Source organism: Bacillus sp. AFS001701 (genome assembly GCF_002559405.1).
Taxonomy (GTDB): domain Bacteria; phylum Bacillota; class Bacilli; order Bacillales; family Bacillaceae_G; genus Gottfriedia.
This window is the reverse complement of sequence record NZ_NTZO01000155.1, coordinates 1-13757: the sequence shown is the minus strand read 5'-3', so window position 1 is coordinate 13757 and position 13757 is coordinate 1. Positions and strand designations below refer to the sequence as shown.

Annotated in this window: 13 protein-coding genes; all 13 read left to right on the top strand. The window is 33.5% G+C overall.

The features are described from left to right. Positions 1-504: hypothetical protein (locus tag CN514_RS25695; RefSeq protein WP_176525885.1), on the top strand; the 504-nt coding region annotated here is incomplete at its 5' end. A gap of 614 nt (positions 505-1118) precedes the next feature. Next, positions 1119-2489, top strand: coding sequence for a PTS transporter subunit EIIC (locus tag CN514_RS12205; protein WP_098232821.1), 1371 nt, complete (start codon positions 1119-1121; stop codon positions 2487-2489). A 215-nt stretch (positions 2490-2704) separates the two neighbouring features. After that, the gene (locus tag CN514_RS12200; RefSeq protein WP_098232820.1) at positions 2705-3682 is read left to right on the top strand and encodes an ABC transporter ATP-binding protein; all 978 of its coding nucleotides are present in this window, start codon (positions 2705-2707) and stop codon (positions 3680-3682) included. After that, positions 3679-4482, top strand: coding sequence for an ABC transporter permease (locus CN514_RS12195; protein ID WP_098232819.1), 804 nt, complete (start codon positions 3679-3681; stop codon positions 4480-4482). The genes CN514_RS12200 and CN514_RS12195 overlap by 4 nt, the downstream gene beginning before the upstream one ends. Positions 4483-4486: 4 nt before the next feature. Continuing rightward, positions 4487-5269 (top strand): ABC transporter permease, encoded by a 783-nt coding sequence (locus tag CN514_RS12190; protein WP_098232818.1) that lies wholly within the window; start codon positions 4487-4489, stop codon positions 5267-5269. A gap of 109 nt (positions 5270-5378) precedes the next feature. Continuing rightward, positions 5379-6302, top strand: a complete 924-nt coding sequence (locus CN514_RS12185; protein WP_098232817.1) for a type II toxin-antitoxin system SpoIISA family toxin — start codon at positions 5379-5381, stop codon at positions 6300-6302. Positions 6303-6361: 59 nt separating this feature from the next. Then, the gene (locus CN514_RS12180; RefSeq protein ID WP_098232816.1) at positions 6362-6550 is read left to right on the top strand and encodes a hypothetical protein; all 189 of its coding nucleotides are present in this window, start codon (positions 6362-6364) and stop codon (positions 6548-6550) included. A 102-nt stretch (positions 6551-6652) separates the two neighbouring features. Next, on the top strand, positions 6653-6775 hold the full coding sequence (locus CN514_RS26500; RefSeq protein ID WP_286141657.1) for a hypothetical protein: 123 nt from the start codon (positions 6653-6655) through the stop codon (positions 6773-6775). A gap of 82 nt (positions 6776-6857) precedes the next feature. After that, positions 6858-7247, top strand: a complete 390-nt coding sequence (mutT, locus tag CN514_RS12175; RefSeq protein WP_098232815.1) for an 8-oxo-dGTP diphosphatase MutT — start codon at positions 6858-6860, stop codon at positions 7245-7247. A gap of 204 nt (positions 7248-7451) precedes the next feature. Beyond that, a complete protein-coding gene (locus tag CN514_RS12170; RefSeq protein WP_098232814.1) occupies positions 7452-7847 on the top strand; it encodes a VOC family protein in 396 nt (131 codons plus the stop codon). A gap of 465 nt (positions 7848-8312) precedes the next feature. Continuing rightward, positions 8313-9056, top strand: a complete 744-nt coding sequence (locus tag CN514_RS12165; RefSeq protein ID WP_098232813.1) for a MurR/RpiR family transcriptional regulator — start codon at positions 8313-8315, stop codon at positions 9054-9056. Between the two features lie 132 nt (positions 9057-9188). Further along, positions 9189-11126 carry a PTS 2-O-a-mannosyl-D-glycerate transporter subunit IIABC gene (mngA, locus tag CN514_RS12160; RefSeq protein ID WP_098232812.1) on the top strand — a complete coding sequence of 646 codons (1938 nt, stop codon included), beginning with the start codon at positions 9189-9191 and terminating at the stop codon, positions 11124-11126. 15 nt (positions 11127-11141) lie between these two features. Next, positions 11142-13742 carry a mannosylglycerate hydrolase gene (gene mngB / locus CN514_RS12155; protein ID WP_098232811.1) on the top strand — a complete coding sequence of 867 codons (2601 nt, stop codon included), beginning with the start codon at positions 11142-11144 and terminating at the stop codon, positions 13740-13742. Positions 13743-13757: the final 15 nt, after the last annotated feature.

Sequence of the window (13757 nt, the reverse complement as noted above, 5' to 3'; positions counted from 1 at the left end):
AAAAATTCAATTGAGTGTTTTAAAGAAAATTATGAATTGATGAAGGAAAAAATATTACAAATTCATAGAAATAATAATGAAACTATAGAGTCATTTAAATATTTTGATGAAGAGATAGAAAAATTTGTACAAATATATACATTAAAAAATAAGTTAACAGATCAATTATCGAAGATACCTATTATGAAAATGAATAGATTCGAATTACAAAGTGGTACAACATCTAAAGAGGAAGTATTACAAAAAGTTGATCAGCTGTATTCTTACATTGATGAAACAGAAAATAATATTGATTACCAACATTTTTCATATTTTCAATCAATCCTTAACGATATTGGATGGTTAAATAAACCAATATTAAATGATGAGTACTATTGGAAAATTGAACAATCATACAATACGTTAAAGGTAAAATTTAATGAAAACATAATGTTGTACGATCGTAATATGTGGTATTATTGTCAAATTAAATTTGCAGAAATAAAAAAAAGATATGTAAATTGAATATAGAAAAAGGAATTCGAAGTTAGAGTGTGAAAAAGCCAGTATGCACTCTTACTATAATGTATTTATTCTTTAATATTTATTTTTTCTAGTTTTTATTCTAATAGTTTATATTTCTAGATACTTATCTCTAAAAGTTATTGTTTTAATATTTTTATTCTTTTTAATATAATATTAATCTTTTAAGGTGCTTGAAAAGAGTACAATGTCCGATGGTTTGTTATAACTACACTACTATTTTTATCATTTTTAATCCCCCTATAGACGTATTCCACTAACTTGGGATCGTCTATTTTTTTATATTACCCCTACTTGATAGAGACTCATCATATTCTTTCCTCTTAATACCTTGTCATAAAAGCAATCACATTAGCGTAAAATTAAAACAAAATTTCAAATTATATAATATTAAATTTGAAATTTTGTTTGTATTAAAAACTGAATTTGATGAAAGAATCAAGGTGTATTAATTGAACAAATACACTTGCATTTAAATTGTAAAAGGAGGGGGTGATAAACAATTTAAAAAACTATCAATCTATCAACGCCGACTATTCTCATAAATATTTCAAACTATTTTAAGAGGTAGGATTATTTTGAAAGGAGTTGTAAAGATGGCAAATGGGATTAGCAAATACTTAATAATTGCCGAACATTTATTAGAGCATTTAGGAGGAGCGGAGAATATATCGACGTCTACTCATTGTATGACAAGACTACGCGTAGCGTCGAACGATCATTCAAAGGTAGACATAGAGGCGATCAAAAAGACAGAAGGTGTTCTAGGAGTTGTAGAAGAAGAAACGATTCAAATCATACTTGGACCTGGTGTTGTAAATAAAGTTGCAGCAGAGTTTGACAAATTGCTTGTGGCGGCCACTGATTTTGATCTGAATGAGGTAGCTTCAAAAAACAAATCAGAGATTGATAGAAAAAATGCAAAACCTTTTAAACTGTTTTTACGTAGAATCGCAAGTATTTTTATTCCGTTAATTCCTGCCCTTGTTGCTTCAGGATTAATTACCGGTATTACAAAAGCAATTGTTCAAGCGGAGTGGCTTGCGGCAGACTCAAAATTAGCTATTATTTTAACTGTTATCGGATCGGGTCTGTTTGCTTATCTTGGAATCTTAGTCGGAATAAACACTGCTAAGGAATTTGGTGGATCCCCTGCGCTTGGGGCTTTGGCAGGTATTCTTGTCATCAACCCTGGAGTTGCAGATATCTCTTTATTTGGGCATAATCTGCTTCCTGGACGTGGAGGGTTAATTGGAGTTCTTTTTGCTGCAATATTCATCGCTTTAGTTGAAAGGGCAGTAAGAAAATTTGTACCGCAATCTCTAGATATTATTCTCACGCCTACCATAGCGTTGTTAATTACAGGTATCGTTACATACCTTGTATTTATGCCTGTTGGCGGTTTTGTATCGGATGCGATTACAAAAGGCTTGCTAAATGTTCTTGATTATGGAGGAGTTGTAGCTGGATTTGTACTTGGCGCAACATTCCTTCCACTAGTCGTTACTGGGCTCCATCAAGGTTTGACGCCAGTTCATTTTGAATTAATTAACTCCATTGGAGATGATCCTTTGCTTCCAATCCTTGCGATGGGTGGAGCGGGTCAAGTCGGAGCAGCGTTTGCAATTTACTTTAAAACGAAGAAAAAAAGCTTAAAACGTGCAATCGGTGGGGGACTCCCATCAGGAATGCTTGGAATTGGTGAACCATTAATTTTTGGGGTAACCTTACCGCTAGGTCGTCCATTTTTAACGGCATGTTTAGGTGCCGGAGTCGGAGGAGCATTTCAGGCTCATTACCATATCGCGACAATTGCAGTCGGTGTTTCAGGACTTCCATTATCATTTTTAGTTCATACAAATCAGGTTTTATTATACCTAACTGGAGTTATTATCTCTTATGTAGCTGGTTTTATTTTTACTTATTTATTCGGATTTAAAGATGAAATGGCGGTTGAATTCAAGTAAACTAAGTTATCATGTCAGCAGGAGAACTAACTCCTGTTGTATAAGTGATTTACTAAAAAGGATGAAATTAATTGATTTCATTCTTTTTTTGTTGCCAACTACTTGTGAAAATTTATTTTTCTAAAATTACCGAATAGACTGAAAAAAACATTGACGTGCCGATAGTATGATGATAGTATTTTTCTTCCAGTCAAAAATGTTAGGAGGCGAAAAAATTGATTACAGTAAATGGTTTAAGTAAATCCTTCAAGGTTGCGAAACGTTCTTCAGGACTTAGGCAGGCAGTGAAGGGGCTTTTTTATCGAGAGCATTCGATTGTCGAAGCTTTGAATGATATTTCTTTCTCTATTGAACCGGGGGAAATCGTAGGCTATATTGGTCCGAATGGCGCAGGGAAGTCAACGACGATAAAAATCATGAGCGGAATATTGGTTCCAGATCGAGGGACGTGTAACATAATGGGATACACTCCATGGAAGGAAAGAGCTTCCTATGTTAAACAGATCGGTGTTGTTTTTGGGCAACGGTCTCAATTGTGGTGGGATGTACCCGTTATAGACTCGTTTGAGCTTCTCCGTGATATTTATAAAATTCCTCAAAACGAATATCAAGATACTCTTGATCTACTGATTGAAACACTCGATTTACAAAGTCTTATTCATTCACCTGTACGACAATTAAGCTTAGGACAAAGGATGCGCTGTGAAATTGCAGCATCATTGCTACATAGTCCTAAAATTTTATTTTTGGATGAACCCACAATTGGGCTTGATGCTGTTTCAAAAATTGCCGTACGTGATTTCATTAAAAGGATAAATAAAGAAAAGGGCGTTACCGTCATTCTTACGACGCATGATATGAATGATATTGAAGCTTTAGCTGATCGAGTTATTTTAATTGGTAAAGGAAGTTTATTATTCGATGGTAATTTAAATGAATTACGAAAACATTTTGGGACTCATAAAACGATTACGGTAGATTATCGAGAGGACCACAACCCATTCAAAATTCCTGGAGCCACAATGATTTCATGGTCTCCTGAACGGGCAATATTAAGTCTAGACACAGAACAAGTTAAAATATCTGATGTAATTTCCAGTTTATCCAGTAAGGTTGACCTACTCGATGTGACGATTGAAGCACAACCAATTGAAGAAATTATCGTTGGTCTCTACAAGGAGTTTCAAATATGAAGCCATATGTATCTGTACTTAAACTACGACTATTGAACGGAATGCAATATCGTTCAGCAGCATTGGCGGGGGTAGCAACACAGTTTTTCTGGGGATTTATGTACATCATGATCTTTGAAGCTTTTTATAGTCAAACAGTCCATTCTCAACCACTTTCTTTAAAAGAAATCATTACATACTTATGGTTACAACAATCCTTTTTAGCTTTCATCATGCTGTGGTTTCGTGATAATGAGCTTTTTGATCTAATTACAACCGGGAATATTGCATACGAGCTTTGTAGGCCATGCGAAATCTATGGCTTCTGGTATTCAAAACTTTTAGCCCAACGCTTGTCGAGTGCAATTCTACGGTGTTTCCCGATCCTACTTGTTGCATTCTTTTTACCTCAACCTTATAAAATGACGTTACCACCAAGTGTCTTAACCTTTGTGTTATTTTTGTTTGCCCTTATCTTTGGTTTACTTCTTCTTGTTTCGATTTCTATGTTCATTTATATTTCAGTATTTGTGACAATGTCTCCTATAGGCTCCTTATTAATGTTTGGAGTTATTGGGGAATTTTTCTCTGGTTTAACAATTCCGATTCCACTAATGCCAGCTTGGCTTCAGACTGTTGCTTATTTCCTTCCGTTTCGATGGACAGCTGATTTCCCGTTTAGGGTTTATTCTGGGAATATTCCTCAAAATGAGGCTTTGATTGGGATAGGAATACAAATTATTTGGTTAGGTTTACTTGTTTGGCTAGGAAGAATCACTTTTAATAAAGCCTTACGAAGAGTCGTGGTCCAAGGAGGTTGACACTATGGGACTATATTTTAAATATCTTCTGATTCTCTTTAAATCACAAATGGAATACCGCACATCTTTTTGGCTTTTAACAATTGGCCAGTTTTTAATCCCGTTCTCGATGTTTGCGGGTCTTTATTTTTTATTTGAACGATTTGGACAAATTAAAGGATGGACTTTTTATGAGGTTGCTCTTTGTTTTGCTATTATCCATATGGCTTTTGCTTTAAGTGAATGTTTTGCTCGTGGATTTGACTCTTTCTCTAGTCTAGTAGCTAGTGGTAGCTTTGATCGAGTACTTGTTCGTCCAAGAAGTACAATTGTTCAGGTTATGGGTTCTAAATTCGAGTTTACTAGAGTTGGTCGATTACTTCAGAGTTTAATTGTTTTGATTTGGGCATTAAATAATCTTTCCATCGAATGGAGCAGTATGAAAGTAGTAACGATTATTTTAATGATTATTAGCGGGGTCTTTATTTTTACCGGAATCTTTATCCTTGCTGCAACGATGTGTTTTTGGACCATTCAGGGTCTCGAAGTAGTCAATATTTTTACAGATGGCGGAAGAGAGATGGCACAGTATCCATTAAATATCTATCAGAAATGGATAACAAAATTCTTTACATTTATTATTCCTTTCGGATGCGTTAATTACTTACCTTTAATGTTTATTCTAGATAAAACGGAGGGGAAAGCGTATCTATATATGTTATCGCCAATAGTGGGGATTATTTTTATTATGCCTTGCTTACTAGTATGGCAAATTGGTGTGAGGCATTATCGATCGACGGGTTCGTAAAACTCTTTACCTGATGAATCCGTTCAATTAGTATTCCACCAATCTACTTATTTGTGAAGCAAACTCTACCCTTTATTTGATAAAATAGTAGATATAAGGGGGAGTTAAGTTGAAAGTACAGATAGGTAAATTTAAGGTTAACTTCTTGGTAATATACGTGATATTACTTGTATTGATGTTTAGTATAATATTTTCACTAATGTTTTTATTTCATGTATCTCACTTGAAAGTTTTATTTGGAGGATTTTCTATTTTATTGCTAATTGTTTTAGCTTTTTACTGGATGGATAGTAAAAGCTTTCATAACAACTTAGGTCGTATTCGAAGGACATATTATACGTTGTATTTAATCGTCATGGCAATTGGCGTTATAACTAGTAATCTAGATTTTAAGAATTGGAAGTTCCTTACAGAAATTTCAGCTTTGGTAGTTTTTATAGATTTAGCTGTATTTCTATGTCCAAACATTTTAAAAATTTGGAGTGCAGAGTTTAAGTATGAAGATGAAGTTCGTGAGGCTTTGACAGAGAGTAAACAAATGATTTTAATAAGTGCCAAAAAAGCAGAAAACTTCTCTAAAGTCATACAAGAAACCGTTGTTTCCTTTGAAAATAAACCTCTTCCACAATCAACAGAAGAGTATGTTAATCAATTATCGGAATATCTGAAGCTATATAGCGATACATTCGGTATTGCCATCACTATATTTATATTTGACTCACCAATTAGCGAAGAAGATAAGCAAAATAAAATTCGGTCCCAAATTACTAAGATGAGTATTAGACACGCAATAAACTTTTCAACAATTGAAGAAGATAAAACGAATATGATAAAGTCTTTTTCTTATGGTGAAACCATTATTTTAAAAGAAGAAAAACTAATTTCTATACCTTACTTCGGAAATTATTATAGCATGATTGTGACATTAGAGGCAGGAGATGTAGCGGTCGATGGGATTGATGCTTCTTATATTTCAAACTTGTTATATATTTTTGATTGGTATATGGGTGATTTAGAAGAGGATGATGAATAATGATAATTATTATGATAAGATATGAGTGAACAAATCTAATAGAAACAGGAGGGGTTATCATGTCAATTATAAGTGGACAAGCAGTAAGTGAACTTCGTAGATCCGCAGGTATTAAGCGAAGAAAATCTAAGTCTAACTCCCCTACAGAGAACTCCTTACGACCAAACACACAAGTAGCAGTTGTTGAAGGATTTAGAAATGTTCTTAAAGCTAACGCTAAAGCAGAAAAACTTACATACACAAGGTAATTTCATTAAGCAGAGGATGATAATATTCTCTGCTTTTCTTATGCATAAATGCTTCTTTTCCTGTATAGGATTGGTATTAAAAGATTGTACAGGAGGAGCATTATGGGATTAAAACGAAAAAATAAAAGAAAATCCACTCAACCACACACAAAAGTAATCGATTTTGGAATGGGTAAGACCTTAGCTAAAATTGAAAAAGCAATTCGAATTTTAGAAAAGAAATAGTATTATGATTATTTGGATAGGCTGTCTAAATGTACGGCCCAAATAATAAATAGATAATTGAATAAAAAGGATTAAAAAAACAATGAAAAAACAAATTAAAGTCGTTGGAGCTGTCATAAAAAACGATCAAAACCAAATACTATGTGCCCTACGCTCACCAGAGATGAGCATGCCAAATTACTGGGAATTTCCAGGTGGGAAAATCGAAAAGAATGAAAAACCCGAAGAGGCTTTGGTTCGTGAAATAAAGGAAGAATTAGGTTGCGAAATAGCTGTATCTGAATTAGTTGAAGATGTCATTCATGAGTATCCAAATATAATTGTAAATTTGATAACATACGAAGCCAAGATTATAAGCGGTACGCCAGTAGCGAATGAACATGCGAAGATCGAATGGAAAGAAATTTCTGTGTTAAAAGAACTTGAATGGGCTCCAGCTGACCTTCCTACGGTTGAAAAATTGATTATTTAAAAAAATATCAATTACCAGTATATAAGTTATTGCTAAACGATTAACGATAAAACTAAGTAATTTAGAATGATGTCGAACAAATAATAAAAGAAATATTTCTTTGGAAATTGAATTTCTTTCCATATCCAATATAATAATAAATAAGCAACTATAGTACATACTAGATGAGTTAAGGAAAATTCTTGTAAAACATAGGAGGAAACTATGGGAAGATTAATTCATTTCGAAATTCATGTTGATAACATGGAACGTGCAAAGAAGTTTTATGGAGAGGTATTTGGTTGGACGTTTCAAGATTGGAGTGAATATGCAGGAATGCCATACTTTGGTGCAGTGACAGGTAATGAGGACGAAATGGGAATCAATGGTGCCTTAATGCAGCGCCAAAGTGCTCCTCCTGAAGCAAATCAACCATTAAATGGATATGCATGTACCATGGGCGTAGAAAATTACGACGTTACGGAAGCTAAAATTGTTGAAAATGGTGGCAAAGTAGCAATGCCTAAATATGCACTGCCTGGAATGGCTTGGCAAGGATACTTCAAGGACACTGAAGGTAATATTTTTGGAATTCATCAACCTGATGCTAATGCAAAGTAATTATTTATGGATTAGATGAATAATTCAAAAGTTGATTTGTCATTGATAGATGAGGGGACCTTTTAAAGGTTTTTTTAGTATACTTACTGAAACAAAAGTCAACTGTCGGCAGTTGACTTTTTATTTTTCAATTCTTAATTTTGGTTACAAATAGGAAGAAAAAGATAAGTGATTCTATTAAAATTATTCAAACACAAAATTGCCATATTACCGTTCTTATTTAGGATGTTTTTCATGGTACTCTTAAATTGAAATTGCAATAATTCATGATAATAACAGGTAAGAAAATTGAAGTAGGTAAAGTAAATATTTGATATAAACGACTTAGAGTACGTTATTTTATTGTTAGATAAAAATAAAAAGGAAGAACAATAGGAAAAGAGAACAATATTATAGTTGTTCTCCTTTTGAAGTCAAATTCTAGTAAATTAATAACAGTACATAAATTAAGAAGGTGTTTGCTTAATGTTACATTTCGAGGAAAGGATTCAAAAATTTGAATATAAACTAAACGATACTGATGATCAAATTATTGAGTTTATTATGGATCACAAAGAAGAGGTTGTTGGATACTCTATACAATATTTAGCTGCCCAATTGTTTACTGTTCCGAATACAATTACGAGATTAACAAAAAAATTAGGTTTTGATGGATTTTCTCAGATGAAGAATAGTTTAAAAGAGGAAATAATTCAGCAAGATAATTTTACCGAGGAAGATAGTATTACATACAACATTCATAAAACAATTGGATTAATTGATCAAAATACACTAGAACTTACTACAAAATTAATTCAAGAAGCACGCAGGGTGCTTTTCTTTGCAGTAGGGGACACTGCGCCATTTTGTGAGATGATGATAAAAAATTTGAAAGTAGTTGGTAAACAGGCTGAGTATTATATTCACAGACACGATGTCTTATATGAGCTTTCTAAATTTGATTCTAAAGAGAATAATTTACTTTTTTTAATTTCATTATCTGGAGAAACAGCTCAAGTATTAGATGTTGCGGAATTAGCAAAGTTTAAGGGAATAAAGTTAATATCGCTTACTCATTTTAGTAAAAATCCTTTACAACAAATAGCAGATGTGAATTTGTATTGCTATTCTCCTAATAAAAAAATGAATGAATACAATGTAACGGATAAAACACCTTTATTGTTCGTTATTAGATCCTTATCAGAGTATTACTGGAAAACATTAAAATGATGTGTATAAATACACACTAAAAATAAATATTTACTAAAAACTGTGTAAAAATAAGAAGTTTCCGTCTTCTTATTTTTTTTTTGCTATTATGAAACCAAAGTAGTCCAATAAAAAATGAAAGGGGTTACAAAAATGCAATTAAAGAAGTTAACTTCAGAAGCTTTAATCAGTACAAAAATGGCATTTTCATCAAAAGAAGAAATCATAAAATACTTAGTAAAAAAGTTGGCAACAGAAGGGAAAATCCATTCTGAAGAAGAGTTTTACAATGCGGTAATGGAAAGAGAAGATTTATCACCTACTGGATTTGAAGGTGGCCTCGCAATTCCACATGGCAAATCTTCATCTGTTAAAGAGTCTTCGTTTGCGGTTATTACACTTGAGAAACCAATGAATAATTGGGAAAGTATTGATCCAAGTAATCAAGTTGAATTAGTTATTTTGTTAGCGATTCCGAAAGAAGAGGAAGGCACTACGCATCTTACTTTATTAGCTGAACTGGTTACAAGATTATCAGATGAAGAGTATAAAAAGAATCTTCTACAAGCAAGAACAAATAAAGAACTATTTGATCTTCTTGATGCACCTTTACAACCTACTAATCTGAAAGTCTCTCCAAAAGGGGATAAAACAGTTTTAGCTATTACAGCTTGTCCAGCTGGCATTGCACATACATATATGGCAGCGGAAGCACTTGTGAAAGCGGGTAACGAATTAGGCATTAATGTATTCGTTGAAAAACAAGGAGCAAATGGAATTGAAGATCGACATACGTTTGATTTAATTAGAAAGGCTGATGCGATTGTATTTGCGGTGGATGTTGCGGTAAAAGATGAAGAGCGATTCAAGCATCTTCCAAAAGTTAAAACTTCTGTAGCTGCACCAATTCGAAACGCAAAGGGAATTTTAGAACAAGCTCTCCAAAAAGTGGGAAATGCGCCTAAATCTGAATTGGCCGAAAGTGAAGAGCAACATCATGAAGTAGAAAACAAATCTATAAAAACAGAAATTAAGGATTCTCTTTTAACAGGAATCTCTCACATCATCCCTATTATTGTAGCGGGAGGTATGACATTAGCGGCGGCTGTCTTTATAGCGCAAGCTTTTGGTCTTCAAGATGTATATGCAGCGGAAGGATCATGGTTATGGTTATTACGCCAATTAGGTGGTTCTTTATTAGGACAAATCATGATTCCGATTTTATCAGCGTATATGGCGTACTCAATTGCAGATAAACCAGGATTAGGGCCAGGTTTTGCAGCAGGGGTAGCGGCTAATTTAATAGGCAGTGGATTTTTAGGAGGTATGCTTGGAGGATTACTAGCAGGTTATTTCTTAAAGTATTTAAAATTAAAAGTGAAACCTAAAGGTACCTTTGCAGGCTTTGTTAGTTTCTGGTTTTATCCTGTAGTAGGAACACTAGTGGTTGGTTCAATTATGCTATTTGTAATTGGTAAGCCATTAGCTTTCTTAAACCAAGGATTAATTGATTGGCTCAATGGAATGAGTGGGACAAACGCGATAATACTTGGAGCAATTTTGGGAGCTATGGTTTCATTTGACCTTGGTGGTCCAGTTAACAAAGCTGCTTACACATTCTGCATTGGTGCAATGGCGAGTGGAAATATTGTACCTTATGCAGCATTTGCATCTGTCAAAATGGTTTCTGCATTCTCCGTCACTGGAGCAACGATAATTGGTAAACATCTATTTTCCGAACAAGAAAAAGAAATTGGTAAACAAACTTGGTTACTTGGATTAGCTGGAATAACAGAAGGGGCGATTCCGTTTATGATTAACGATCCACTCCGAGTGATTCCTTCATTAATTGCTGGTTCTGCAGTAACAGGAGCGATTGTTGCTTACTTTAATATTGGTTTAAATGTTCCAGGTGCTGGGATTTTCTCATTAGCTTTACTTCAAGGAAAACCAGCCATAGTAGCCGCAAGTATTTGGTTTGGAGCGGCTTTAATTGGGGCAGTTATTTCTACAATTTTATTAATCATGACAAGAAAACAAAAAATCGTTAAAGATATACAAGTAAAATCATCACAACAAAATGTAGCATAAGAGTGGGGGCATATAATGAAAAAAGTTCATATCGTCCCACATATGCATTGGGACAGAGAATGGTATTTTACAACGGAAGAATCTAGAATTCTATTAGTCAATAATATGGAAGAAATTATGGAAATGTTAGAAAAAAATCCTGATTATCCTTACTATGTATTAGATGGACAGACTGCTATTTTAGAAGATTATTTTGCTGTAAAACCGGAAAATAAAGAGAGAATAAAAAAGCTTGTTCAAGAAGGGCGATTAATTATTGGTCCATGGTATACGCAAACGGATGAGATGATTGTCAGTGGTGAGTCGATTGTTCGTAACTTATTATACGGAATGAAGGACTGCGAAGAGTTTGGCGAATCGATGAAGATTGGTTATCTTCCAGATTCTTTTGGACAATCAGCTCAAATGCCGATGATTTTAAACGGGTTTGATATTAAGTATTCAATCTTCTGGAGAGGTACATCTGAACGTCATGGTACAGACAAAACTGAATTTTATTGGGAGACAGATGATGGTTCAAAGGTGCTAGTTCAATTGTTTCCGCTTGGTTACGCGATTGGCAAGTATTTACCAGAGGATGAGGAAGTACTGCAAAGTCGAATTGATAAGTATTTCACTGTACTTGATCGTGGTGCAACGACTGATCATATCATTTTACCAAATGGGCATGATCAAATGCCAATTCAAAAGAATGTTTTTACGATCATTGAAAAACTAAAAAAACTATATCCAGACCGTGAATTTTTCTTAAGTAAATATGAAAATGTTTTTGAAAATCTTGAAACACAAAATGACCTTGATACGTTGAAAGGCGAATTTCTAGATGGAAAGTACATGCGTGTTCATCGCAGTATATACTCGACAAGAATGGATATTAAAGCGGCGAATACTAGAATTGAAAATAAAATTACCAATATTTTAGAACCACTTGCATCAATCGCCTTTCGTTTAGGATTTGAGTATCACCATAGTTTGATTGAGTTAATATGGAAAGAGATTATGAAAAACCACGCACATGATAGTATTGGATGTTGCTGTTCTGATAAAGTACACAGAGAAATTCTAAATCGTTTTTATTTAGCGGAAGAAAAAGTTGATCAACTAATCAATTTTTATAAACGTAAGATTGTTGATTCGATGGATACTACTAATGAAAATGATCGAATTACACTTTTTAACTTACTTCCTTATGAACGTACTGAAGTTGTAACTACTAGTGTTATGACAAAATTCAAATCGTTTAAGCTAGTTGATCATGAATCAAATGAAATAGACTACGAAATTATTGAAAGTAAGATTACTGATCCAGGATTAATTGATCGTCAAATTGTTCATTATGGAAATTATGATCCATTTATTGAATATACAATTGAACTAAAAGAAACGATTCCATCGATGGGTTATAAGACATATTTCGTAGAAGAAGGTGATGAAGTCTTAAAGAAAATAACTTATTCTACTAATGAGATTGAAACAGATTATTATAAGATTACTCTTAATTCAAATGGAACATTGAATATTTTTGATAAACAACTTAGACAAATTTTTACGAATGTTCTTCGTTTAGAAAATGGAGGTGATGATGGGGATGAATATGATTACTCTCCACTTCTAAATGAGGAGTTAATTTATAGTGATTTCGTAAAAGCTGAAACTAAAATTCAGCAAAATCGATTTGGTGTAACTATTGATATTAAATATACTTTGGCTGTTCCTTCTAATTTAGAAAAACGAAAAGAACAAATTATTGATAGTGCTATAAATGTTCATATTGTAGTGAATGTTCCAAATCATAATTCAATACTTGAGGTTAAATTTGAAATCGATAATCAAGCGAAGGACCATCGGTTAAGAGTATTAATTCCAACGAATATTGCGTCGGCTTTCTCGGTATCAGATAATCAATTTGGTTCGATTAAACGAAATGTAGTAGATCCGGCAATTCTTGTGTGGGAGGAAGAGAATTGGGATGAACGTCCGGATTCAATTTATCCTATGTTGAGTTATGTAGGTTTATCGAACGATGGATACGGAGTAAGTGTATTAACAAATAGTACGAGAGAATATGAAATCGTTGGTGAAAAGTTTGATACTATAGCCATTACTTTGTTTAGGAGTGTTGGTTTTCTTGGGAAAGAGGAGATGGTTCGTAGACCAGGGCGACCTTCGGGGATTAAGTTGCCTACTCCGGATTCTCAGATGATTGGGAAGTTGTTGTTGGAGTTTGCGATTGTAACACATAATAAAGAAGAGAATGTTGGTCGGATTGCTAAGGAGTATTTAACTCCTATTGTTGCTTATAATAAGATCCCTTATGATGCTATGAAGTTGAATAGGTCGAATGTGAAGACTCCTTTAGAGTTTAGTTTTTTTAAAGAGCAATCCCAAAATGTTGTTCTAAGTACATTGAAAAAGGCTGAAAAAGTAGATAAATTTGTTATGCGTTTTTATAATTCATCGGAAAATGAAAAGTATGCATTTTTGAAATTTAATGATGAGATTGATCAGGTATACATTGTTAATTTAAATGAAAAAGTTAAAGAAGAGGTTTTAATAAACGATCAGCAAGTAGGAATAAATGTTAGATTAAATCAAGTTATAACAATTTTGTTTTAAAACAAAAAATATATG